Below are 24495 nucleotides of genomic sequence, written 5' to 3'. Positions count from 1 at the left end.
ATTCTGTAGCACCATGGCAGTTTATGACCCCCGCATCGACAAGTGCGCCAGCCAAGAAGGCGGCGCGTAAGTCCGCAGCCGCGAAAGCGGCGTCGTCCACCTCGTCGGGACGGACGGCCTCCGCCAAGTCCGGTTCGACCAAGGGTTCCGGTTCCGGCAGCCGGTCGGCGAAGGGCGCGGGCGACGCAACCACCGGGGAGAATTTCACCGGCAACTTCGGCGGGTACGCAAAAGGCCCGTACGGCAAGGCCTATGACGAGATGTTCGATGCCGCCGGCGAGGTGCGGACACCGTACCGCGGTATCTACAAGGCCATGGCCGACGAGGATCAGTCCGACCTCGTGGAGGCCCGTGTGGAGGCCCTCGGGCGTGCCTATCTCGACCAGGGTGTGACGTTCTCGCTGTCCGGCAAGGAACGCCCCTTCCCGTTGGATGTTGTGCCACGGGTGATCTCGGCGGCGGAGTGGAACAAGCTCGAGGCGGGTATCACCCAGCGCGTACAGGCGCTGGAACTCTTCCTCGACGACATCTACGGCGAGCAGGAGATCCTGCGCGACGGGGTACTGCCCAAGCGACTCGTCCACTCCTGTGAGCACTTTCATCGACAGGCGGCAAACATTCGGCCGCCCAACGGTGTTCGCATCCACGTCGCGGGTATCGACCTGATCCGCGACGAGAACGGCGACTTCCGGGTCCTCGAGGACAATCTGCGGTCGCCGTCGGGCGTCTCCTATGTGCTCGAGAACCGGCGCGCGATGGCCCGCGTCTTCCCGGACCTGTTCTCCAAACACAAGGTGCGTGCGGTCGCCGACTACCCGAGCCACCTCCTGCGCGCGCTACGCGCGTCGGCGGCGTTCAACGAGGCCGACCCGAACATCGTCGTGCTGACCCCGGGCGTGGCCAACTCGGCCTACTTCGAGCACTCGCTCCTCGCACGCCTGATGGGCGTCGAGCTGGTCGAGGGCCGTGACCTGTTCTGCCGCGACAACGTCGTGTACATGCGCACGACCGAGGGGGAGCAGCGGGTCGACGTCATCTACCGCCGCATCGACGACGACTTCCTGGATCCCATGCAGTTCCGGCCGGATTCGATGCTCGGCGTGGCGGGGCTGCTGAACGCCGCGCGCGCGGGCAACGTGGTGATCTCCAGTGCGGTCGGCAACGGCGTCGGCGACGACAAGCTGATCTACACCTACGTGCCGGAGATCATCCAGTACTACCTCGGCGAGAAGCCGAGTCTCCAGAACGTGGACACCCTACGCTGCTGGCTGCCCGACGAATGCGAGGAGGTGCTCGACCGCATCGACGAACTCGTCGTGAAACCCGTTGAGGGATCGGGCGGTTACGGCATCGTCTTCGGCCCCGACGCGACCGGCGCCGAATTGGACGCACTGGCACGCAAGGTCCGCAACGATCCGCGCGGGTGGATCGCACAGCCGGTCGTGCAGCTGTCGACGGTGCCGACGAAGATCGGTGACGCCATCCGGCCGCGCCATGTTGACCTGCGTCCGTTCGCGGTCAACGACGGTGAGTCCGTGTGGGTCCTGCCCGGCGGCCTGACCCGGGTGGCGCTGCCGGAGGGATCGCTCGTCGTCAACTCGAGCCAGGGCGGCGGTTCCAAGGACACCTGGGTGCTGGCCTCGCGCACATCCGAGGGGGACCGGGAGTTGTCGGGTGCGAAGGTCGTGACGACGAGCGGTGTCGCCGCCGCCCGGCCGGCGGAGAGCGCCCCCGACCCGGTGCACACGCAGACTCAACAGCAACAGCAGGGTTCGATGATGCAGCAGTTGTCTGGGACGCAGCAGATGGGCTCCATGATGCAGCAGTTGGGTGGGACGCAGATGGGTGGCACGACGCCGCAACCGAATCCGACCACGGCCTCCGGCGGCATGACCCAGCAGCAGGGTGGTGATGTCCGATGATGCTGGCGCGGAACGCCGAATCGCTCTACTGGATCGGTAGATACGTCGAGCGCGCCGACGACATGGCGCGCATCCTCGATGTCGCGATCCACCAGATCCTCGAGGACACCACGGTCGACGTCGACCGGCAGGCACGCCTGATCATCCAGGTGCTCGGGCTCACCGCTCCGGAGGACGACGACGAGCTCGACGTCTGGTCGCTGACCGAACGCGTCGCCTACGACGCCGACGCGGTGGGATCGATCGTCGACCTGATCCGGGCGGCGCGGGAAAACGCCCGGGGCGCACGCGAAGTCACGTCCAGCGAGTTGTGGGAATGCCTCAACACCACCTACAACGGACTCGACGGCGCCGAACGGCGCTCGCGTCGCCTCGGTCCCCACGAGTTCCTGTCGTACGTGAAGAACCGGGCGGCGATGTTCGCGGGCCTCGCCGACGCCACCCTCAGCCACGACGACGGCTACCGATATCTGCTGCTGGGTCGGTCGGTGGAGCGGGTCGACATGACCATCCGGATGTTGCTGTCCCGCGCCGGGGATCGGACGACGTCGCCGGCCTGGGTGAACGTCCTCGTGTCCGCCGGCGGGCACGACACCTTCCTGCGGACCTACCGCGGTGTGTTGGACGCCGAGAACATCGTCGAGTTCATGCTTCTCGACCGGCTGTTCCCACGGTCCATCTTCCACGCCCTCAGCGTCGCCGAGCGCAATCTGGGCCAGCTCGAGAGTGGGCCGAGCCGGGTCGGGGCCCAGGCCGAGGCGCAGTTGCTGCTGGGCCGCGCACGCAGTTCGCTCGAGTTCCTCGAGCCCGGGAAGTTGCTCGACGATCTGCAGGACCGGCTCGTTGACCTGCAGGACACCTGCCGCGCGGTCAACGAGGCGGTCACGAAGCAGTATTTCCATGTGTCGCCCTATGTCTCGTGGGCCGACGCCCGCGTCAGCGACGGGCATGTCATCGAGGAGAGTGAGCTGTGAGCTGGCGTCTGCGTGTTGTCCATTCCACGGGCTTCGCCTACCACAGTCCGGTCACCTCGTCGTACAACGAAGCCCGGCTCACCCCGCGCAGCGACGCCCGCCAGAACGTGATCGTCAACCGGGTCGAGACCGTCCCGGCGACGAGGTCCTACCGGTACACCGACTACTGGGGTACCGCGGTCACCGCCTTCGATCTGCACGCGCCGCACAACGAACTCGAGGTCTCGGGGCTGTCGGTCGTCGAAACCGAGGCCGGACAACGCCCCGACGAGGAGGATCAGGTCTCGTGGGACGACGTGAACAGCGATCACGTCATCGACCGGTATGACGAGATGCTGTCTTACACACCGTATGTCGCCCGCAACCGGTCACTGCTGTCGACCGCGAAAAAGGTGACCAAGGGGCTCACCCCCGAGGAGGCGGTCGAGGCGGTGTGTCGCTTCATCCACACCGAGATGGAGTACGTCCCCGGCACGACGGGCGTGCACACCACCGCGGTCGACGCGTGGACCGACCGCAAGGGCGTGTGTCAGGACTACGCGCACCTCACCCTGCTGATGCTCCGCGGGCTGGGCATTCCCGCCCGGTACGTGTCGGGGTATCTCCATCCCGAACCCGACGCCGAGATCGACAAGACGGTGCAGGGTCAGAGTCACGCCTGGATCGAGGCGTGGACGGGCGGCTGGTGGGGCTACGACCCGACCAACGACACCCCGATCACCGAGCAGCATGTGTCGGTGGGCGTGGGTCGTGACTACGCCGATGTGTCGCCGCTGAAGGGTATCTACACCGGCGGCGGCGCGACCGACCTCGACGTCATCGTCGAGATCACCCGGCTCGCCTAGGGTTTCGTCCTTCGGGTCACCGCCAGCCGTAGTGCCCGCGGAGTTCCTGGGCGACGGCGTCGAACGTCGTGCGGTCGAGGATCGCGCCTTCCCGGCGGATGCCGTCGTCGTCGACGACGAGTACACGGTCGAGGCGCACGAAGCTCGGCCGGCCCTGGGAATCCCATGCGCCCGACCCGACGGGAAGCCAGTTGCCGTCGTCCCGGTGGTCCTTGCTCGACAGCATGAGCCCGAGCACGGTGTCGGACCGGTCGGCGCGGGCGTCCCGGCCCACGACCAGGACCGGCCGGTCCTTCCCCTGGTTCGGGTCGTCCTCGTAGGCGACCCAGGTCCACACGATCTCGCCGGGGTCGGCGTCGCCGTCGAGGTCGGGGGAATAGCTGATGGTGCGGGCGAGATCGGTTGTCGGCCGAAGTGCGGGCCGGGCGTCGCGACTGGTCACCGTCAGGAGTCCTCTCCGGAGATGTGGGGTAGCAGGAAGTCCTCGACCGCGTCCGCGGTGAGCGCTGCGGTGGGTTTTCTCTTCGGGTTGAGGTCGTGTCCGACCTTCTCGAGTTCGACGATGTGTGTCGGCGCGTCGATGAGGCCGATCGCGCGGGTCATCTCGTCGGTGGTGCCGAACGGGTCGGTGCTCCCGTGGACCACGAGGGTGGGGACGGTGATCGACGGCAGGTGTTCGGTGCGCAGTCGGTCGGGCTTGCCCGGCGGATGCAGCGGATACGACGTCAGCAGCAGGCCGTCGGCCAGAGCTGTTCCGTCCTCGGCGATGGCCATCGAGGACTGTCGCCCGCCATAGGAGTGGCCACCGACGATCAGCGGCCCGTCGGACTCGGCGCGCAGCGTTGCGCACGCGGCACGGATGCCGTCCCGGTCGGCGGCGGCGGTGGACGGGCTGGGCGGGCCCTTGGGCCGGCGCCGTCGATACGGCAGGTCGATCCGGGCGACGACGAACCCGCGGTCGCACAGTTCCTCGGCCAGGGCACGCAGGATCACGGCGTCGCGGTTGCCACCTGCGCCGTGGGCGAGGACGAGCGTGGCACGTGCCGGGATCCCCGGGCGGTGTACCTCGGCGGCGACGTCGTCGGACTCGATGGTGGTGGCGGTGGACGCGGACACGGCTGCCACCGTAGCGCCTTCAGAGGTGCTCGCGGACTTCTCCGATCCCTGAGGAGGCCCGGAGCCTGCGGAGGGCCGTCTCGAAGGGGGAGACGTGGCCGGACGCGCCACGCGGGGTGCTCATGAGAAACTGGAGCACAACCCGTATCCGTACCCGTTCTCTACCGAAGTTCTCGTTCGAGGAGTAGTTCCATTCCCACCTTCGCCGACACCACCTTCACCGATCCGGCACGTATCCGGAACTTCTGCATCATCGCCCACATCGACCACGGCAAGTCGACGCTGGCAGACCGGATGCTGCAGCTCACCGGCGTCGTCGAAGAGCGGCAGATGCGGGCGCAGTACCTCGATCGAATGGACATCGAGCGCGAGCGCGGCATCACCATCAAGGCGCAGAACGTCCGTCTGCCCTGGACGGTGAAGTCGGCGGAGGGCGACCAGGACTACGTCCTGCACCTCATCGACACCCCCGGGCACGTCGACTTCACCTACGAGGTGTCCCGCGCTCTGGAAGCGTGCGAGGGAGCTGTCCTGCTCGTCGACGCCGCGCAGGGCATCGAGGCCCAGACCCTCGCCAACCTGTATCTGGCGATGGAGAACGACCTCACCATCATCCCGGTGCTCAACAAGATCGACCTGCCCGCGGCCGACCCCGAGCGCTACGCTGCCGAACTCGCGCACATCGTGGGTTGCGAGCCGGAAGAAGTTCTGCGTGTGTCGGGCAAGACCGGCGTCGGGGTCACCGAGCTGCTCGACGAGGTCATCCGGAAGGTGCCGGCTCCGGTGGGCGACTCCGACGCCCCGGCGCGGGCGATGATCTTCGACTCGGTGTACGACACCTATCGCGGCGTGGTCACCTACGTCCGGGTCGTCGACGGCAAGATCGTGCCGCGGGAGAAGATCCTGATGATGTCGACCGGCACGACGCACGAGCTGCTCGAGGTGGGCATCGTGTCCCCGGAACCGAAGCCGACCACGGGGCTGGGTGTCGGCGAGGTCGGTTACCTGATCACGGGTGTGAAGGACGTTCGCCAGTCGAAGGTCGGTGACACCGTCACCACTGCCCGCCGGGGTGCCGAGCAGGCGCTGACGGGGTACCGCGAGCCGCGCCCGATGGTCTACTCGGGGCTGTACCCGCTCGACGGCTCCGACTACCCGGTGCTGCGTGAGGCGCTCGAGAAGCTGCAACTCAACGACGCCGCCCTGACCTTCGAGCCGGAGACCTCGGTCGCGCTCGGCTTCGGCTTCCGCTGCGGCTTCCTCGGTCTGCTGCACATGGAGATCACCCGCGAGCGTCTCGAGCGCGAGTTCAACCTCGACCTGATCTCGACGGCCCCGAACGTCGTCTACCGGGTGGTCATGGAAGACGGTTCGGAGCATGTGGTGACCAACCCGTCGGACTGGCCGGAAGGCAAGACCCGGCACATCTACGAACCCATCGTCAAGACCACCGTGATCGCGCCGAGCGAGTTCATCGGCGCGATCATGGAGCTGTGTCAGTCGCGTCGAGGTGAGCTCGGCGGGATGGACTACCTGTCGGAGACGCGCGTGGAACTGCGGTACACGCTGCCCATGGCCGAGATCATCTTCGACTTCTTCGACGCCTTGAAGTCGCGGACGCGTGGCTATGCCAGCCTCGACTACGAGGAGGCGGGCGAGCAGGAAGCCGATCTGGTGAAGGTCGACATCCTGCTCCAGGGCGAGGCCGTCGACGCGTTCAGTGCGATCGTCCACAAGGACGCCGCCTATGCCTACGGCAACCGGATGGCGATCAAGCTCAAGGAGCTCATCCCGCGCCAGCAGTTCGAGGTTCCGGTGCAGGCCGCCGTCGGCTCGAAGATCATTGCGCGCGAGAACATCCGAGCCATCCGCAAGGATGTGCTCGCGAAGTGCTACGGCGGCGACATCAGCCGTAAGCGCAAACTGCTCGAGAAGCAGAAAGAGGGCAAGAAGCGGATGAAGACCATCGGCCGCGTCGAGGTCCCGCAAGAGGCCTTCGTGGCCGCGCTCTCCACCGACGCGGTGGGTGACAAGCCGAAGGGGAAGTGATGGGCGACGGGCAGACCGGGAGTGGGGAGACGATGACCGCAGCGCAGGGCACCAATCCGGTACTGGCGCAAAGCGGCCTGCCCTACGACCTCCCCGACTTCGCGTCGATCTCCGACGACGACTTCCTGCCGGCGTTCACCGAAGCGATGGCGTCGCATGTGGCCGAGGTGGAGGCGATCGCGGCCGACCCCGCGGCACCGACCTTCGCCAACACGATCGAGGCCCTGGAGTTGTCGGGGCGCGACCTGGCCCGGGCGTCGGGGATCTTCTTCAACCTCGTCGGGCCCGACACGAACCCCAGACGCAACGCGATCTCCCAGGAGCTGTCGACGCTCCTGACCGATCATGCGAACACGATCGCGATGAATCCGGTTCTCTTCGAACGGATCTCCGACCTCCATTCGCGCGCCGACGAACTCGATCTCACCGAAGCCCAGCGCCGGTTGCTCGACAAGCGGTACCGGGAATCGGTCCGCGCCGGAGCCGGACTGGACCCCGACGCACAGCGTGAGATGCGGGAGATCGCTTCTCGCCTGGCCTATCTCACGACGACGTTCTCCCAGAAGATCCTCGACGACACCAACGATTCGGCGGTGCTCGTCGACGATGCCGCCGAACTCGACGGTCTGTCGGCCGGACAGATCGCCGCCGCCCGCCGTGCCGCCGGCGAGGCCGGGCACGACAGCGGATACCTCGTCACACTCGAACTTCCGACGAGCCAGTCGGTGCTCACCGAATTGACGAATGCCGATGTGCGCCGGCGGGTGTTCGATGCGTCGGTGGGGCGGTGCGCCCGAGGCAACGAACACGACACCCGGGAACTGGTCCTCGAGATCGTCCGCCTGCGGGCACGCCGAGCAGAGATGCTCGGCTACCGGGACCACGCCGAATACGTGATCGCCGAGCAGACGGCGCCGGACCCGGGGGCCGTCGACGACATGCTGCGCGAGCTCAACTCCTCGGCCATGCGTGCCGGTGGCCGAGAACTCACCCGGCTCACCGAGTTCGCGGGTGACGCGCCGATCGGCCCCGCCGATCTCACCTTCTGGCTCGATCGGGAGAAGCGGTCGCACTCGGCGGTGCCGCTCGACGACTTCGCGAACTACTGCGAACTGGACGCGGTGCTGACCCGGGGTGTCTTCTTCGCCGCGAACAAGCTGTACGGCCTGACCTTTCGGGAGATCACCGATCTCCCGCTGTACCACCCGGATGTGCGCGCCTGGGAGGTACGCGACGACGCGGGCGTCGGTATCGGGCTCTTCCTCGGCGACTTCTTCGCCCGGCCGTCGAAACGCGGCGGGGCGTGGATGAACAACATCGTCGACCAGTCGTCGGTCCTGCACACCCAGCCGATCATCGTGAACGTGCTGAACCTGGCCAAACCCGATGCCGGACAACCGTGTCTGCTCACGATGGATCAGCTCACCACGCTCTTCCACGAGTTCGGGCACGCCCTGCACGGGTTGTTGTCCTCGGTGGAGTATCCGTCGCAATCCGGGACGTCGGTACCGCGGGACTTCGTCGAGTTCCCGTCGCAGGTGAACGAGATGTGGGCGCTGCACCCGGACGTGCTGGCGAATTACGCCCGGCATCACGAGACCGGAGAGCCGATCCCGGCCGAGCTCGCCGATGCGGCGCGGGACTCGGCGGGAGCCGAATCCGCGCACGGCACCATCGAATACCTCGCCGCATCCTCGCTGGACCTGGCCTGGCACCGGTTGTCGGTGGCAGAGGCCGAGGCGGTGGCTGACGTCGAGGCCTTCGAGGCGCAGGCGCTCACCGACGCGGGATTGCACACCGAGCTGATCCCGCCGCGCTACCGGAGCTCGTACTTCAACCACATCTTCGGTGGCGGCTACTCCGCCGGGTACTACAGCTACATCTGGTCGGAGGTACTCGACGCCGAGACCGAGCAGTGGTTCCTCGCCGAGGGCGGGTTGCGTCGCGAGAACGGCCGCCGGTTCGCCGACGCCACTCTCTCCCGCGGAGACAGCGTGGATCCGCTTGTCGCACATGAGGGCCTGATCGGTCGCCGGCCGCGTATCGAACCGCTGCTGCGGCGCCGGGGGCTCGCGGCCTGATCGGGTCCCGGTCATGACGACGACGCGCACCCCGCGCCGGGACCTGTCGGCGTTCGCGGTGCTGAGCATCGTGACCGCGATCGTTGTGATCGGTCTCAAACTGATCGCGTGGCGAGTCACCGGCTCGGTCGGTCTGCTCTCCGACGCGCTGGAGTCCACCGTCAACCTCGTTGCGGCGATCGGTGCGTTCGTCGCGCTGCGGGTGGCGGCGAAGCCACCGGATCGGAGCCACAACTTCGGGCACACCAAGGCGGAGTACCTCTCGGCGGTGTTCGAGGGGGTGATGATCGTCGTCGCGGCGGTCGTCATCGTCGCGACGGCCGTCGACCGCCTGCTCCACCCGGAGGAACTAGACGAAGTCGGCATGGGACTGGCGATCTCGGTGGGCGCGACGGTGGTCAACGCGGTCGTCGGCTGGGTGCTCATCCGCGCCGGTCGACGTCATCGGTCGCTGACCCTCGAAGCCGACGGCCGGCATCTCATGACCGACGTGTGGACGACGGCCGGCGTGGTGGTCGGTGTGTTCCTGGTCGCCGTGACCGGCTGGCTGCCGCTCGACCCGCTGATCGCCATCGCGGTGGCTGCCAACATCCTCGTCGTGGGCGGACGGTTGGTCTGGCGATCCGGTGCGGGACTGATGGACTCGGCGCTGCCCGACGACCTGCGCGCCGCGATCGACGCCGTCCTCGCGCGTCACCGCGCCGACCGGATCGACTTCCACGACGTCCGCACGCGGGAGGCCGGCCATGAACGGTTCGTCCAGTTGCACATGCTCGTCCCCGGTGACTGGTCGGTGCAGCGCGCGCACGATCTGGCCGAGACGATCGAGGACGAACTCCGCGCCGCGGTCGACGATCTCACCGTGACCCTGCATGTCGAACCGATCAACGACCCACGCGCCTACGAGGACTGGCGGTTGGACTGAGCGCGTTTCGGCTCGTCGCGCTCAGTGATTCGCCGGCTGGAAGGTGGCCTGGTGGGCGGCTTCCTCGGCGCGGATCACATGCATCACCGCGTTGATGAGGGCGAGGTGGGTGAACGCCTGCGGGAAGTTGCCGAGATGCTGTCCGGTCTTGGCGTCGATCTCCTCGGCGTACAGCTTGAGCGGGCTCGAGTAGGACAGCAGTCGTTCACACAACGTCTTCGCCCGTGGCAGTTCGCCGATCTCGACGAGGGCCGACACCAGCCAGAACGAGCAGATGGTGAACGTACCCTCTTCGCCGCTGAGGCCGTCGTCGGTCTCCTCGACCCGGTAGCGGAGCACCAGTTCGTTCTCGGTGAGTTCGTCGGCGATCGCGAGAACCGTTGCGCGCACCCGGGGGTCGTCCGGCGGCAGGAATCGCAGTAGCGGGACGAGTAGTAACGAGGCATCGAGCGCGTCGTCGCCGTAACGCTGGGTGAACACCCCGCGCTCGTTGACCCCGTGCGCCAGGACGTCGGCCCTGATCTCCTCCGCGATCGCCGCCCATTCGCGCGCGTGCGCCTGCTCGCCGTGCATCGTCGCGAGGCGTGACCCGCGGTCGAGCGCGACCCAGCACATCACCTTCGACGACGTGAAATGCTGCGGCTCGCCGCGCACCTCCCAGATGCCGCGGTCGGGGTCCTTCCAGTGCTTGATCGCTTCTTCGACCTGGGCCTTCAACACGGGCCACAGCGTCTCCGGCACGGCTTCGTGCGACTTGATGTTGAGGTACACCGAGTCGAGCATCGTGCCCCAGATGTCGTGCTGCGCCTGGTTGTAGGCGCCGTTGCCGATACGGACCGGCCGTGCGCCGTCGTAGCCCGAGAGATGGGTCAGCTCTTCCTCTTCCAGGGTGCGTTCGCCGCCGACGCCGTACATCACCTGCAGCGGATGACGTTCCCCGTTGGTGATGCCCGAGACATCGGCGATGAAGGAGAAGAAGTCGTCGGCCTCGCGGTCGAGACCGAGCGTGTACAGACCCCACAGGGCGAAGGTCGAGTCACGCACCCACGCATAGCGGTAGTCCCAGTTGCGTTCGCCCTGAGGGGTTTCCGGCAGCGACGTGGTCGCGGCGGCGAGCAGCGCACCGGTCGGGGAGTAGGTGAGTCCCTTCAGCGTGAGGGCCGAACGCTGCAGATGTGAGCGCCACGGATGATCGGGGAAGCTGCCGATGTTGATCCATTGCCGCCACGACTCGCTTGTCGCCCACATCTTCTGGGCGGCTTCCTCGAAGTTCTGCGGCGCCGGCTGCCGGGACCAGCTGAGTGCGACGAAGCGGTTGTCGCCTTCGACGAGCCGGGTACGTGCCCGCGCTTCGCGACCCTCCAGACCCAGCCGGAGGTCCGTGGTGAGTTTCAGGATGGGCGTGTCGGCATCGGTGTCCTTGGCGGTCGCGATCGCCTCGCCGTAGGCCGGGCCCGAGTACTCCCACTTCGTCGTCCCGCGGTGGTAGTCGAAGGCGGGTTCGCAACTCATGTGCAGTTCGACGGTGCCGGACACGCAGCGCACGGTGCGCAGCAGGATGTGTTCGGCGTCCCAGTCGGTGGGCGTCCGGCGGTGCGTCTTCGAACGACGTTCGTTGTCGTGCCACGGACCCATGACCAGTGCGTCACGGACGATGATCCAACCGGTGTCGGTCTGCCAGGTGGTCTCGACCATCAGGCTGCCGGGCAGGTAGCGCCGATCCACTGGGACGTTCACGCCGTAGGGCGCCAGTCGGAAGTGGCCGGCACTACGGTCGAGGATGGCGCCGAAGACGCTCGGTGAATCGGGCCGGGGTATGCACATCCACTCGACTGAGCCGTTGCGCGCGATGAGACAGTTGGTCTCGGTGTCGGACAGGAACGCGTAGTCGCCGATCGGCGGGAAGGCGCTCGTGTGCGACGGAGCCGGAGGAGCCGCCGGGGAGACGTCGGCCGCGGTCCCGGATGCCCGCGGCGGCACGGTCGGCAGGGACGTTACGGTGGAGTCATCTGCGACAGACATGAGTTCCATCATTGCGACGGGTTCTCGCCGACGCCACTCGGCTCCCGTGAGCGAGACAGTGGCGGTGATCACGGACTCGGAGTGACGCAGATGCCGCGGACGGATATACGGCTGCCCGCGGGAACGGATGCACGGATGACGGGGTGATGAGGTGTCGGCGTTCTTCGACTGGTGGGACAGCGTGGAGGAGTGGCTCACGGGCCTGTCCTTCGTGCCCCAGTTGCTGGTGACCGTCGCCGTCGTGATCCCGGTGGCGATCCTCATCGCCTACGTGCTCAGTCTGCTGGTCGACGCCGCTGCCACGCTGGTCGACCGACGCCGCTTCGCCGACGACGACGGGACCGGATTGTGAAGAAGATACTGCGCTCGCCGGTCACCTTCGCGCTGCTGGCGCTGCTGGTCCTGGTCATCATCGCCTGGCTTGTCACGGGCTGAGCGTCCCAAGCTGGTCGTCACCGGTTGATCTGTGGGTTCGGCAACCCTTCGTGACGGCCCTCCGCAGGCTCCGGGCCTCCTCAGGGAGCGGGTGGTGTTGCGGCCCCTGCGCAGTATGACGAACTCGCTGCGCCTTAGGGTGCGCCCACTTTACTGCTCCCTGAGGAGCGAGCTTGCGAGCGTCACGAAGGGTCTTCGCAACCCCGGTCGCCAGACCCTTCGTGGCTTCGTCGCTATCGCTCCTCGCACCTCAGGGAGCAATGGGGGTCGCTTCTTTCCGCATTAGGGAGCAGGGGTTGTGGGTTTCCCTAGGGACCCACAGCGCGGCGAACTGACGGTTCAATGTCCGGCGGGGACAGCTCGTTGATCCGCCGCCGTGCGGTAGAGCGACCCGATCGCCTCGATGACGTCCGGATGGGTGCCGAGGGGACCGGCGACGAGGGTGTCGTCGACCAGGGCGTCGAGAACCGACTCGACCCGCTCGGTGAGCAGTCCGGCCGACAGGAAGTACGGACTCACCGCGATACGTCGGGCACCGCCGGCGCGGAGTCGGCGCACGGCCGAGACGACGGCGCGATTGTGCGGCCCCAGCTTGGTCGCGAAGACCACCTCGACCGGCCGGTGGAGCCGTGTCGAGAGTTCGATCGCCCGTAGGCGCACCGAACGATCGGCGGCCGGGTCGGAGGACCCGACCGCGGACAGGATCACACCGTCGTGCGGGCCGAGGCCGGCCTCGATCAGACGGTCCGACAGTGCCCCGGCCAACGACCGGGTTCCCATGACGTCGGTCTGCCGGGCGGTCGGTCGTCGCGACGCGATGATCGACGGTAGGTCGATCTTGTGGTGATACCCCGCCGACAGCAGCATCGGTACGACGACCGGACCGTGGTGCGGCGAATCCGACCCGCTCAGCCGTCCGAGAACGTCGCCCACGAGTGGCTCGTCGAGGTCGAGATAGGAGAGCACCACCTCGACACCGGGCAGGCTCGACGCGACGGCGTTCCGCACACGGCGCGCGGTCGCGCCGAAGCGCGGATCGCGACTGCCGTGTGCGGCGAGGACGAGAGTCGGTGTCACACCAACTCTTTGAGATGGAGCGGCGCCAAGGCGTCGCCCACGAGGCCCGCGGCCAGCGTGTTCCCGCCCTGCGGGTCGATGAGCAGGAAGCTGCCCGACTCCCGGTTGACCTGGTAATCGTCGGCCGGGATCGGCTCGGCGGTCTGCACCGAGATCCGCACGATCTGGTTGAGCTCCACCGACTCCGGAGCCTCCATCAGGGCGAGGTTCTGCTCGTCGAACAGCGCGTCGAGCGCACCGACGATCGCCTGGGTGGTCTTGGTGCCGTGCTTGAGGAGTAGGCGAGCGCCTGGGCGGAGCGGTTTCTCGGCGAGCCAGCAGACCGTTGCGACGAACTGTTGCAACGGTTCCGGGGCGTCGGCGGCGGCGGCGATGAGGTCGCCACGCGAGATGTCGACGTCGTCTGCCAGCAGGATCGTGACACTGCGTCCGGTGTGCGCGGTGGGCAATTCGCCGTCGGCGGTGTCGATCTGGCTGACGGTGGTCCGCTGCCCCGACGGCAGGACGACCACCTCGTCGCCGACGGAGACCCGGCCGGCGGCGATCTGACCCGCGTAACCGCGGTAGTCGGGGTGTTCCGGCGTGCGCGGGCGGATGACGTACTGGACCGGGAACCGCAGGCCGACGTCGTTGCGCTCCACCAGATTGGGCACGGTCTCGAGATGCTCGATGAGTGTCGGCCCGTCGTAGAAGGCGGTGGTCTCCGAGCGGTGGGCCACGTTGTCGCCGTGCAGCGCCGACACCGGGATCGCGGTGACCTGCTCGTCGGACCAGCCCAGCGACCGGGTGAGTTCGGCGAATTCAGCGGAGATCTCGGCGAACACCGACGCCTGATCGGTGACGAGGTCGATCTTGTTGACCGCGAGCACCAGCTGGGGCACGCCGAGCAGGGCCATCACCGCGGCGTGGCGGCGGGTCTGGGCGACGACGCCGGTGCGGGCGTCGACGAGCAGGATCACCAGTTGCGCAGTCGACGCACCCGACACCGTGTTGCGGGTGTACTGGACGTGCCCGGGGGTGTCGGCGAGCACGAACGAGCGCGCGGGAGTGGCGAAGTAGCGGTAGGCGACATCGATGGTGATGCCCTGTTCGCGCTCGGCCCGCAGCCCGTCGACGAGCAGCGACAGGTCCGGGGTGTCGAGACCGCGGTCCACCGACGCCTTCGTGACCGCGTCGATCTGGTCGGCCAGAACGGATTTCGTGTCGTACAGCAGGCGGCCCACGAGCGTGGACTTGCCGTCGTCGACGCTGCCCGCGGTCGCGATGCGCAGGAGATCAGGAGCGTGCTTCATCAGAAATATCCTTCGCGCTTACGGTCTTCCATGGCGGCCTCGGAGACCCGGTCGTCGCCACGGGTGGCGCCACGCTCGGTCAGCCGCGACGCGGCGACCTCGGCGAGCACGGCCTCGTTGTCCGTGGCGTCGGAGAGGACCGCGCCGGTCGAGGAGCCGTCGCCGACGGTGCGGTAGCGCACCGAGAGTCGCTGCACCTCTTCGCCTTCGCGGGGACCGCCCCAGACTCCCGAGGTCATCCACATGCCGTCGCGCTGGTAGACCTCGCGCTCGTGGGCGTAGTAGATCGACGGGAGGAGCACCTGCTCGCGAGCGATGTAGCGCCAGATGTCGAGCTCGGTCCAGTTCGACAGCGGGAACACCCGCACGTGCTCACCCGGGGCGTGGCGGCCGTTGTAGAGGTTCCACAGCTCGGGGCGCTGTCGCTTCGGGTCCCACTGGCCGAAGGCGTTGCGCAGCGAGAAGATCCGCTCCTTGGCGCGGGACCGCTCCTCGTCGCGGCGACCGCCGCCGAACACCGCGTCGAAACGGTTCTCGGTGATCGCGTCGAGCAGGGGGATGGTCTGCAGCGGGTTGCGGACCCCGTCGGGGCGCTCGGTGAGCCGGCCGTCGGCGAGGTAGTCCTCCACCTTGGCCACGTGCAGCCGCAGGTTGTGCCGTTCCACGACCTGGTCACGGAACTCGAGGACCTCGGGCAGGTTGTGCCCGGTGTCGACGTGCAGCAGCGAGAAGGGCAGTGGCGCAGGCCAGAACGCCTTGAGCGCGACGTGCAGGAGCACGGTGGAGTCCTTGCCGCCGGAGAACAGGATCACCGGCCGCTCGAACTCGCCCGCGACCTCGCGGAAGATGTGGATCGCCTCGGACTCCAGGGCGTCGAGTGTGGTGAACTCGTCGGCCTCCGCGGCGGCGCCGCTCGTCTGGGCAGCGGCGGCTCCGCTCGTCGCCGGAACGGACGGTGTTTCGGTCACGGTCATGCGTGCAGCCCACATTCTGTCTTGGCGCGACCGGCCCAGCGGCCGCTGCGCGGATCGGATCCGGGTTCGGGTTTGGCGGTGCACGGTGCGCACCCGATCGAGGGGTATCCCTCGTCGACGAGCGGATTCACCAGCACGCCGTTGGTGTCGATGTAGTCCTGCATCGTCTCGTCGGACCAGGCCGCGATCGGATTGATCTTGACCAGTCCGAAGCCCTCGTCGAAGGAGATGAGCGGGGCGTTGGCCCGAGTCGGTGCCTCCACACGACGGATGCCCGTGATCCACGCGTCGTACCCGGCGAGCCCGGCCTTGAGCGGCACGACCTTCCGCAGTCGGCAGCATTCGCCCGGGTCGCGCGCGAAGAGGTTGCGCCCCAACAGCTCGTCCTGCTCGGCGACGCTGTGCTCGGGGGTCAGGTTCACCATCTCCACGCCCGGTCGAGCGAAGCGAGGGGCAGAATGGTTATAGACCTGCTCGACGGCGTCGCGGGTGCCGATGGTCTCGGCGAAGTGGTATCCGGTGTCGAGGAAGAGCACCTTGACGGGGTCGCCGTCGAGGAGCTCACGGTCGATGTTCTTCACCGCGAGGTCGACCAGGGCCGCGTCCTGCATGTTGGACGCGACGACGAAGTTGGTGCCGAAGGTCTGCGCGGTCCAGCGGATCAATTCCTCCGGGGTGGCGTCGGAACCGAGGTCTGCAGCACCCTTCTCGGCAATGTCCCGCAGCTGGTCCTCGCTGAAGCGCCGGCCCGTACGGGTGGTGGTCTCGATGGTCATCGCAGCGCCTCCTCATCGGCACGAACGGCCCACTGCGCGAACCGTTCACCCTCTTCGCGCTGGTCGACGAAGTTGCGGACCACGCGTTCGATGTAGTCGCCCAGTTCGGTGCCCAGCACCTTGTGCTGGCGCAACTTGCGACCGAAACCCGAGTCCAGGCCCAGGCTGCCGCCGAGGTGGACCTGGAAGCCGTCGGTCTGGTTGCCGTCGGCGTCCTCGACGAGCTGTCCCTTGAAGCCGATGTCGGCGATCTGCGACCGTCCGCACGAGTTGGGGCAGCCGTTGATGTTCACCGTGATCGGCACGTCGAGCTGCGCGTTGATGTCCGCGAGCCGCTCGTCCAGCTCCGGGGCGAGGACCTGCGAACGCTTGCGGGTCTCGGTGAACGACAGCTTGCAGAACTCGATGCCGCTGCACGCCAGCAGGTTCCGGCGCCACCGCGTGGGCCGGCCGTGCAGGCCGAGCGGCTTGAGCTCGTCGATCAGCCACTCGACCTTGTCGTCGGGGACGTCGAGGACGATCAGCTTCTGGTACGGGGTGAAGCGCACACGGTCGGAACCGGCCGCGGCGACCGCGTCGGCCGCTTTGGTCAGGATCGTGCCAGAGACGCGACCGGCGATGGGGGAGAAGCCGACCGCGTTGAGGCCGTTACGCAGCTTCTGCACACCGATGTGGTCGATCGGGCGCTCGGGCTTCTCCGGCGCCGGGCCGTCGATCAGCTTGCGCCCCAGGTATTCGTCCTCGAGCACCTGGCGGAACTTCTCGATGCCCCAGTCCTTGATGAGGAACTTCAGCCGCGCCTTGGCGCGCAGACGCCGGTACCCGTAGTCGCGGAAGATCGAGACCACGGCCTCCCAGACGTCGGGCACCTCGTCGAGCGGCACCCAGGCGCCGACGCGCTGGGCGAGCATCGGGTTGGTGGACAGTCCGCCGCCGACCCAGAGGTCGAGTCCGGGGCCGTGCTCGGGATGCACGACGCCGACGAACGCGACGTCGTTGATCTCGTGGACCACGTCCTGCTGGCCCGAGATCGCGGTCTTGAACTTGCGCGGCAGGTTCGAGTACTTCGGGTCGCCGATGTAGCGGCGCACGATCTCGTCGATGGCCGGGGTGGGGTCGAGGACCTCGTCGAGGGACTCGCCGGCGAGCGGCGAACCCAGCACGACGCGGGGGCAGTCGCCGCAGGCCTCGGTGGTCTGCAGCCCCACGCCCGCGAGGCGCTCCCAGATGGTCGGGACGTCTTCGATGCGGATCCAGTGGTACTGGACGTTCTCCCGGTCGGAGAGGTCGGCGGTGTCGCGGGCGAACTCGGTGGAGATCTCACCGAGGGTGCGCAGCTGAGCGACGTTGAGCGCACCGCCGTCGCAGCGCACCCGCATCATGAAGTGGCTGTCTTCGAGGATGTCGATGTTCTCGTCGCCGGTCCAGGTGCCGTCGTAACCCTCGGCGCGCTGGGTGTAGAGACCCCACCAGCGCATCCGGCCGCGCAGGTCCTGTTTGTCGATCGAGTCGAAACCCTGCTTGGAATAGATGTTCTCGATGCGCGCACGCACGTTGAGCGGGTTGTCGTCCTTCTTGACCTGCTCGTTCGGGTTCAGCGGCTCGCGATAACCGAGCTTCCACTGACCCTCGGCGCGGCGCTTGGTCGGACGGGCCTTGCGGGCCGGGCGCGCGGGCTTCGCGGCGGCCGGCTCTGCAGCGGCAGCGTCGTTCGGTGCACCCGGACCGGAAGCGGCGGGGGCGTCGGTGGTGGACGTCATGAACTCTCCTGTGCCGGCGCACAGGGCCGGCGTTCGTTGCACGAGTTACGGGCTGAAACGTGCCGGCATCCCCAGGGAATCGGGGACAAATCGGGGCCGAGACGTCGCTAGATGCGACAGAAAGCGCTGTTGACGCGCTTGAGATCAATGTGGCGGCGAGCTGCGAGCCACACCCCGGGGAAAATCACGCGGTCCATAGTGCCACGCTCCCTATCGGCTCGTCTACTTGGGGTTATTTTCCATCATGATGATGGAAACCAGGCCGGCCTCCACGCCTGCCTGCGCCGCACAACGCCGTCGAGTACTGCGCTGTTCCCGATGGGGGCGACGATTTCCTTCCACGTCGCCGCGATCGGCATCATGGAACGGTGAACGTCGACACCACCACCATCGCAGCCGACCTGGTCGCCGCTGCGTGCCGCGAGGTCGACACGGACGTACCACTCGCGCTGTACCTGCACGTCCCGTTCTGCGCGACCCGGTGTGGGTACTGCGACTTCAACACCTATACGGCGGGCGAACTCGGTTCGTCGTCGCCGGAATCGTGGCAGCACGCGGTCGCCCGCGAACTCGAGGCGGCGTCGCGGATGCTGGCCCCCGGCCGGCCGGTCTCGACGATCTTCGTCGGCGGGGGCACGCCGTCGCTGCTCGGCGGCGACGGCCTCACACGACTCCTCGACGCCGTCCCGGTCCACTTCGACCTGTCCGACGACGTCGAGATCACCACCGAGTCGAATCCGGAGTCGACCTCGCCGGAGTTCTTCGACGACCTCCGCTCCGCCGGTTTCACCCGCATCTCGCTCGGCATGCAGTCGGCCGCCGCACACGTGCTCCGGCTGCTCGATCGCACGCACACCCCGGGTCGGGCGGTTGCGGCCGCCAGGGAGGCACGAGCGGCCGGGTTCGACCACGTCAACCTCGACCTGATCTACGGCACGCCCGGCGAGACCGACGCCGACCTGCACGCCACCGTTGATGCGGTGCTCGACGCCGGGGTCGACCATGTGTCGGCCTACGCGCTGATCGTCGAGGACGGCACCGCGCTCGCCCGCCGCATCCGGCGCGGGGAGATGCCAGCACCCGACGACGACGTCCTTGCCGACCGCTATCAGATCCTCGACCGTCGTCTGCGTGCGGACGGACTCGACTGGTACGAGGTGTCGAACTGGGCGCGCGGCGAGAAATCGGTGTGTCGTCACAACATCGCCTACTGGCACAGCCACGACTGGTGGGGCATCGGTCCGGGGGCGCATTCCCACGTCGCCGGCGTGCGCTGGCTGAACGCCAAACATCCCGCGCGCTACGCGAAGTCGCTGGGGGACGGGGTCTTGCCGATCGCTTCGGCAGAACAGCTGACCCCCGAGGATCGGCACCTCGAGGCCGTCATGCTGACCACCCGATGCCGCAGCGGACTGCCGCGCGATCTCCTCGACGACGCCGAGACCGCGCATGCCGAACAGCTCCGGGCCGACGGACTGCTCACCGCGGCCGACGACGCCTACGTGCTCACCGCCGCGGGTCGGTTGCTGGCCGACGGCGTGATCCGCCGCGTGCTCTGGGGCTGACGCGGGGCCGGTTGTCGGCCTACCAGCTCTGATCGGGGCGAGGCGGACTCGTCCAGCCCGTCGATCGCGCGCCGCGTCGATGCGCACCGGGGCCGTCGGGTGTGGCCGGGGGCCGGCGTGCCGGGATCTCGGCGGTGTCCTCGAGTTGCTCGTCGAGGGGTTTGGCCGCGTCGGACAGGTCCAGCGCGTCGAGATCGAGGGTGCGGGCGTGGATGATGTGGCGGTTGCGCAATGCCGACCGGACGGCGCGATGCAGGCCGTCCTCCAGATAGAGCTCGCCCTCCCACCGCACGACGTGGGCGAACAGGTCGCCGTAGAAGGTGGAGTCCTCGCTGAGGAGCTTGTCCAAGGCGAGGACCTTGGTGATCGGCGTCAGCTGGTCGAGCCGGAGTTGCCGCGGCGGGATCTTGGCCCAGCCACGCGTCGACAGCCCGTGGTCGGGATAGGGCTTGCCCTCCCGCACCCCCTTGAAGATCATGCGAACTCCTCCGACGCCCGTGCCTCGACGATTGCTGATCTGCGACGACGCGTCGACGGTCAGTGCGCGACACCACGCCGTGGCACGGTGATCGCGATCCCATTTCGTACTATGGAACGCACCCAACTGTATGGCAGGGACCCGAGTCAGGAGGTGTGCCGCGTGTCTACCACCGATGATCGTCGCTTCGAGATCTTGCGTGCGATCGTGACCGACTACGTCGACACGCAGGAACCGATCGGTTCGAAGGCGCTCGTGGAGCGACACCAGCTGGGGGTGTCGAGTGCCACCGTCCGCAACGACATGGCGGTCCTGGAGGCAGAGGGATACATCACCCAGCCGCACACCAGCTCCGGCCGGGTGCCCACCGACAAGGGCTACCGGATGTTCGTCGATCGGATCAGCGAGATCAAGCCGCTGTCGGCCGCCGAGCGCCGCGCGATCCTCTCGGTGCTCGACTCGGGTGTCGACCTCGACGACGTGCTCCGGCGGTCGGTGCGGCTCCTCGCCCAGCTGACGCGACAGGTCGCGGTCATCCAGTACCCGGTGCTGTCGGCGGCTACCGTGCGCCACCTCGAGGTCGTCACGCTGTCCCCGTCGCGCCTGCTGCTGGTCGTCATCGTCGACAACGGCCGGGTCGAACAGCGCATGGTGGCGCTGAGCGAAGACCACGATGAGGACGAGATCGCCCGGTTGCGCGATCTGTTCTCGGCCGCACTGCACGGCAAACGGCTCGAAGCCGCGTCGGCCGCGGTCGCCGAGCTCGCCAACTCCGCGCCCGAGGATCTGCGCGGTGCGGTCCTCAACATCGCCACCGTGCTGGTGGAGACCCTCGTCGAACGCGGTGACGATCGGCTGGTGCTGGGCGGCACGTCGAACCTCGCGCGGTCGGCGGCCGACTTCACCCCCGTCGTCGGCGGGATGGACACCGTTCTCGAGGCGCTCGAGGAGCAGGTGGTGGTGCTCAAGATCTTGGCGACGACCCAGGACATGGGCCAGGTCACGGTGCAGATCGGCGAGGAGACCCGGACCGAGAACCTGCGTGGGACCTCGGTCGTGTCGACAGGGTACGGTGCTTCGGGAACCGTGTTCGGCGGCGTCGGTGTGCTCGGCCCCACACGGATGGACTATCCGGGAACCATCGCCTCGGTGGCGGCCGTTGCCAAGTACATCGGCGAGGTGCTCGCCGAACGATGATCGCTGTTTTTCCATGACCGCTGTCGGGCATACCGCAGCGTCGACGGCGGCCGCTCGCGACACCGAGCCGGGACGACGGTGGGGACGGCCGGTCCACCCGCGCGTCGCGCGAACGTGAGAGCACCCGCCGCCAGGCACCAACTGAGACCGAAGGATCACTACAACCGTGGCACGTGACTACTACGCAATCCTGGGAGTGGCGAAGGGCGCCAGTGATCAGGAGCTCAAGCGCGCCTACCGCAAGAAGGCGCGGGAGCTGCACCCCGACGTCAACCCGGGCAAAGAAGACGAGTTCAAAGAGGTCAGCACCGCCTACGAGGTGCTGACCGATCCGGAGAAGCGTCGCATCGTCGATGCCGGCGGTGATCCGCTGGCCGGCGCGGGTGCAGGCGGCTTCGGCGGTTTCGGTGGCGGCGGCGGTGGATTCGGGGACGTCTTCGAGGCGTTCTTCGGCAACGGCGGTGCCTTCGGCGGCGGTGGCGGGGGATTCGGCTCGGGCCGCGGACCCAAGTCCCGTGTCCAGCCGGGTGAGCCGGCACTGGTGAACGTGACCCTGGATCTCGCCGAGTGCGCCAAGGGTGTCGCCAAGGAGATCACCGTCGACACCGCGATCCTCTGCGACGTGTGTACCGGCTCGGGCACCAACGGTGACAGCAAGCCGGTCACCTGCGACATCTGTAAGGGCGCCGGGGAGATCCAGTCGGTGCAGCGCTCCTTCCTGGGGCAGGTCATGACCGTGCGCGAGTGCCCGACCTGCCACGGCGTCGGCGAAGTCATCCCCGACCCCTGCCACAAGTGCGGCGGCGACGGACGCTACCGCTCGCGACGCACGATGACCGTGCGCATCCCCGCCGGGATCGAGAACGGCATGCGTGTCCGCCTCACCGGTCAGGGTGAGGTGGGTCTCGGCGGCGGCCCGGCCGGTGATCTGTACGTCGAGGTCGCCGAACGGCCGCACGAGGTGTTCTTGCGCGACAAGGACGACCTGCACTGCACCGTCAAGGTCCCGATGGCCGACGCCGCGCTCGGCGCCGAGTTCGAGGTGGAGACGATTCTCGGCGACCCGGTCACCGTGACGGTCGCGCCCGGCACGCAGCCGGGCCAGATCGTGAAGCTCCGCGGGCAGGGCATGCCGCACGTCAGTTCCGGTGTGCGCGGCACCATGCACGTCCACCTCGACGTCGTCGTACCGACCAGACTCGATGCGGCGCAGACCGAAGCACTGAAGAAGTACCGCAAGATCGCCGCCGACGAGATCGAGGTCGTCAACACCTCGGCGGCCGCGGCGCCCGGCGGCCTCTTCTCGCGGCTGCGCAACGCGTTCGCCGGGAAATAGGCACCTGGTGTCCGCGGCGGCGATCTCCGAGTGGATGTGCGAGTTCGGGACGGCGGGTACGCGGTGAGTCCACCGCTGTTCTGGGCGGACTCCGTGCCCGCGCCCGGCGCTGACCTGATCCTGAGCGGCGCCGAGGGTCGTCACGCGGTCACCGTCGCCCGGCTGGGCGTCGGCGAACGGATCCTCGTCGGCGACGGCGCCGGCTCGGTCGGCGGTTGCGAGATCCGGGAGATCACCGCCAAGGACACACTGGTGGCGACCGTCCACGACCTCGCGTTCGAGGCTCGCCCGACCCCGCAGGTGACCGTGGTGCAGGCGCTCCCGAAGTCGGAGCGGTCCGAGCTCGCGGTCGACCTCGCCACCGAGGCCGGCGCCGACGTCATCGTGCCGTGGCAGGCGCTGCGGTGCGTGTCGCGGTGGACGGGCAAGGCGGACAAGGGCGTGGCCAAATGGCGGGCCGCGGCCTCGGCAGCTGCCAAACAGAGCCGTCGACCATGGATTCCGGAGATCACCGACCTCGCGACCACCATCGACGTCCGGGCCCGCTGCGCGGACGCCGTGGCGCGGGGAGGGGTCGTCGCCGTCCTGCACGAGGAAGCCGCGCAACCCCTGGCCCGGCTACCCCTCGCCGACGCCACCGAGATCCTGCTCGTGGTCGGGCCCGAGGGCGGACTCGACGCCGGCGAGGTCGCCGACCTGACCGCGCTCGGTGCGAACTCGGTCGTGCTCGGCCCCGAGGTGTTGCGTACGTCGACGGCCGCCGCAGTGGCCCTCGGCGCGATCGGGGTGCTCACCCGCCGGTGGGCCCGATGAGTGTCGTCGGACGCCGTTCGGTGCGTCGGACCAAGATCGAATACGGCTCTGCGCCTTCCCAATTCGGGCACCTGTACGTGCCTTCCGAGGGGCTCGACGCCGCGACGCCGACGCGGCTCGTGGTGCTTGTCCACGGCGGGTCCTGGTCTGTCGAGTTCGGGTCGACGACCCAGACCGCGATCGCCCGGATGCTCGCCGAACGCGGGGCGGCGGTGTGGAACATCGAGTACCGCCGGGTGGGTGAAGAGGGCGGCGGGTGGCCGAACACCGGCCGGGATGTCCTCGACGCGCTCGGTGCCCTGGACGGTCCCGTCCGCGACCTGCTCCCGCCCGGCGCTGTCGACTTCGCCTCGACCGCGGTCGTCGGGCATTCCGCGGGTGGTCAGCTCGCGGTCTGGGCCGTCGGTCAGCTCGGCGCCCGGACCGCCACGGCCACCATCACCACCGTGATCGCCCAGGCGGCCGTGCTCGACACCGTCGGCGCAGCGGACCGGGAGTCGGTGCGGGCGTTCATGGGTCGGCCGTTCAGCGAGTCGCCGCGCCGCTACTCCGACGCCTCACCATTGCTGGCGCCGGTGGTCGACGCCCACGTCGTCGCGATCCACGGCGACGCCGATGATCTGATCCCGGTCGAGTCCAGCCGCCGGTACGTCGACGCCGCGATCGCACGCGGACAGTCCGCCGAACTCATCGTCGTCCCCGGTGAGGGGCACGACGCCTTCGTCGACCCGCGCAGCGTCGGCACGCGACAGACGATCCGCGTGCTCGGGATCTGACGGAAATATTGCCTGCTGATCGGCTGTTGCACCGCGATACACTGACCACACCCCTGCCGCCGCGACCGCGTCGTCCGGGGGC

The 24495-nt window shown here is 68.1% G+C and carries 21 protein-coding genes; 12 read left to right on the top strand and 9 right to left on the bottom strand.

Annotated features, from left to right (window positions below; translation table 11 throughout):
- Positions 1-23 precede the first annotated feature (23 nt).
- From GR168_RS15325 to GR168_RS15315, 3 genes are read left to right on the top strand one after another with little or no spacing between them, the layout of a single operon-like run.
- The gene (locus tag GR168_RS15325) at positions 24-1922 is read left to right on the top strand and encodes a circularly permuted type 2 ATP-grasp protein (RefSeq protein WP_159371121.1); all 1899 of its coding nucleotides are present in this window, start codon (positions 24-26) and stop codon (positions 1920-1922) included.
- Positions 1919-2896, top strand: coding sequence for an alpha-E domain-containing protein (locus tag GR168_RS15320; RefSeq protein WP_058252096.1), 978 nt, complete (start codon positions 1919-1921; stop codon positions 2894-2896). The genes GR168_RS15325 and GR168_RS15320 overlap by 4 nt, the downstream gene beginning before the upstream one ends.
- Positions 2893-3741 carry a transglutaminase family protein gene (locus tag GR168_RS15315; protein ID WP_058252095.1) on the top strand — a complete coding sequence of 283 codons (849 nt, stop codon included), beginning with the start codon at positions 2893-2895 and terminating at the stop codon, positions 3739-3741. Before GR168_RS15320 ends, GR168_RS15315 begins: the two co-directional genes overlap by 4 nt.
- A 16-nt stretch (positions 3742-3757) precedes the next feature.
- Here the strand turns inward: GR168_RS15315 and GR168_RS15310 are convergent, their stop codons facing one another.
- Complete coding sequence (locus GR168_RS15310; protein ID WP_065631478.1) at positions 3758-4183, bottom strand: type II toxin-antitoxin system PemK/MazF family toxin; 426 nt, start codon at positions 4181-4183, stop codon at positions 3758-3760.
- Positions 4184-4185: 2 nt separating this feature from the next.
- Complete coding sequence (locus GR168_RS15305; protein ID WP_159371120.1) at positions 4186-4866, bottom strand: alpha/beta fold hydrolase; 681 nt, start codon at positions 4864-4866, stop codon at positions 4186-4188.
- A 225-nt stretch (positions 4867-5091) separates the two neighbouring features.
- Here GR168_RS15305 and lepA point away from each other — a divergent pair, with 225 nt between their 5' ends.
- From lepA to GR168_RS15290, 3 genes are read left to right on the top strand one after another with little or no spacing between them, the layout of a single operon-like run.
- Positions 5092-6906: a translation elongation factor 4 gene (lepA, locus tag GR168_RS15300; RefSeq protein WP_238995098.1), complete on the top strand. Its 1815-nt coding sequence runs from the start codon at positions 5092-5094 to the stop codon at positions 6904-6906.
- 32 nt (positions 6907-6938) lie between these two features.
- Positions 6939-8987: a M3 family metallopeptidase gene (locus GR168_RS15295; protein WP_159371119.1), complete on the top strand. Its 2049-nt coding sequence runs from the start codon at positions 6939-6941 to the stop codon at positions 8985-8987.
- Between the two features lie 13 nt (positions 8988-9000).
- Entirely contained in the window at positions 9001-9912 is a 912-nt protein-coding gene (locus tag GR168_RS15290; protein WP_055475488.1) for a cation diffusion facilitator family transporter, read from the top strand.
- A 21-nt stretch (positions 9913-9933) separates the two neighbouring features.
- Here GR168_RS15290 and GR168_RS15285 read toward each other — a convergent pair whose 3' ends face one another.
- Positions 9934-11934 carry a glycoside hydrolase family 15 protein gene (locus GR168_RS15285; protein WP_159371118.1) on the bottom strand — a complete coding sequence of 667 codons (2001 nt, stop codon included), beginning with the start codon at positions 11932-11934 and terminating at the stop codon, positions 9934-9936.
- 151 nt (positions 11935-12085) lie between these two features.
- Between GR168_RS15285 and GR168_RS15280 the strand changes: the two genes are divergently transcribed.
- The gene (locus GR168_RS15280; RefSeq protein WP_055475487.1) at positions 12086-12286 is read left to right on the top strand and encodes a hypothetical protein; all 201 of its coding nucleotides are present in this window, start codon (positions 12086-12088) and stop codon (positions 12284-12286) included.
- A 422-nt stretch (positions 12287-12708) separates the two neighbouring features.
- Here GR168_RS15280 and GR168_RS15275 read toward each other — a convergent pair whose 3' ends face one another.
- The 5 genes from GR168_RS15275 to GR168_RS15255 are packed head-to-tail and all read right to left on the bottom strand — an operon-like array spanning position 12709 to position 18248.
- The gene (locus GR168_RS15275; RefSeq protein ID WP_159371117.1) at positions 12709-13446 is read right to left on the bottom strand and encodes a CbiX/SirB N-terminal domain-containing protein; all 738 of its coding nucleotides are present in this window, start codon (positions 13444-13446) and stop codon (positions 12709-12711) included.
- A complete protein-coding gene (locus GR168_RS15270) occupies positions 13443-14738 on the bottom strand; it encodes a GTP-binding protein (protein ID WP_159371116.1) in 1296 nt (431 codons plus the stop codon). The genes GR168_RS15275 and GR168_RS15270 overlap by 4 nt, the downstream gene beginning before the upstream one ends.
- Positions 14738-15727, bottom strand: a complete 990-nt coding sequence (gene cysD, locus GR168_RS15265; protein WP_203235862.1) for a sulfate adenylyltransferase subunit CysD — start codon at positions 15725-15727, stop codon at positions 14738-14740. The genes GR168_RS15270 and cysD overlap by 1 nt, the downstream gene beginning before the upstream one ends.
- Positions 15709-16488: a phosphoadenylyl-sulfate reductase gene (locus GR168_RS15260; protein ID WP_055475483.1), complete on the bottom strand. Its 780-nt coding sequence runs from the start codon at positions 16486-16488 to the stop codon at positions 15709-15711. Before GR168_RS15260 ends, cysD begins: the two co-directional genes overlap by 19 nt.
- The gene (locus GR168_RS15255; RefSeq protein WP_159371114.1) at positions 16485-18248 is read right to left on the bottom strand and encodes a nitrite/sulfite reductase; all 1764 of its coding nucleotides are present in this window, start codon (positions 18246-18248) and stop codon (positions 16485-16487) included. The genes GR168_RS15260 and GR168_RS15255 overlap by 4 nt, the downstream gene beginning before the upstream one ends.
- 368 nt (positions 18249-18616) lie before the next feature.
- Between GR168_RS15255 and hemW the strand changes: the two genes are divergently transcribed.
- On the top strand, positions 18617-19813 hold the full coding sequence (gene hemW, locus GR168_RS15250; protein ID WP_159371113.1) for a radical SAM family heme chaperone HemW: 1197 nt from the start codon (positions 18617-18619) through the stop codon (positions 19811-19813).
- Between the two features lie 19 nt (positions 19814-19832).
- Here the strand turns inward: hemW and GR168_RS15245 are convergent, their stop codons facing one another.
- Positions 19833-20291 (bottom strand): type II toxin-antitoxin system VapB family antitoxin, encoded by a 459-nt coding sequence (locus GR168_RS15245; protein ID WP_159371112.1) that lies wholly within the window; start codon positions 20289-20291, stop codon positions 19833-19835.
- Between the two features lie 162 nt (positions 20292-20453).
- Between GR168_RS15245 and hrcA the strand changes: the two genes are divergently transcribed.
- From hrcA to GR168_RS15225, 4 genes are all read left to right on the top strand, one after another.
- The gene (gene hrcA, locus GR168_RS15240; RefSeq protein ID WP_055475525.1) at positions 20454-21488 is read left to right on the top strand and encodes a heat-inducible transcriptional repressor HrcA; all 1035 of its coding nucleotides are present in this window, start codon (positions 20454-20456) and stop codon (positions 21486-21488) included.
- Between the two features lie 166 nt (positions 21489-21654).
- Positions 21655-22824 (top strand): molecular chaperone DnaJ, encoded by a 1170-nt coding sequence (gene dnaJ, locus GR168_RS15235; protein ID WP_055475479.1) that lies wholly within the window; start codon positions 21655-21657, stop codon positions 22822-22824.
- Between the two features lie 63 nt (positions 22825-22887).
- Positions 22888-23637, top strand: a complete 750-nt coding sequence (locus GR168_RS15230; RefSeq protein ID WP_159371946.1) for a 16S rRNA (uracil(1498)-N(3))-methyltransferase — start codon at positions 22888-22890, stop codon at positions 23635-23637.
- Positions 23634-24413: an alpha/beta hydrolase gene (locus GR168_RS15225; protein WP_159371111.1), complete on the top strand. Its 780-nt coding sequence runs from the start codon at positions 23634-23636 to the stop codon at positions 24411-24413. The genes GR168_RS15230 and GR168_RS15225 overlap by 4 nt, the downstream gene beginning before the upstream one ends.
- The last annotated feature ends 82 nt before the right edge of the window (positions 24414-24495 follow it).

This window comes from Gordonia sp. JH63, from assembly GCF_009856645.1.
Taxonomy (GTDB): Bacteria; Actinomycetota; Actinomycetes; order Mycobacteriales; family Mycobacteriaceae; genus Gordonia; species Gordonia hongkongensis.
Note: the sequence above shows the minus strand (reverse complement) of the source record. Positions and strands in the feature narration are given on the sequence as shown.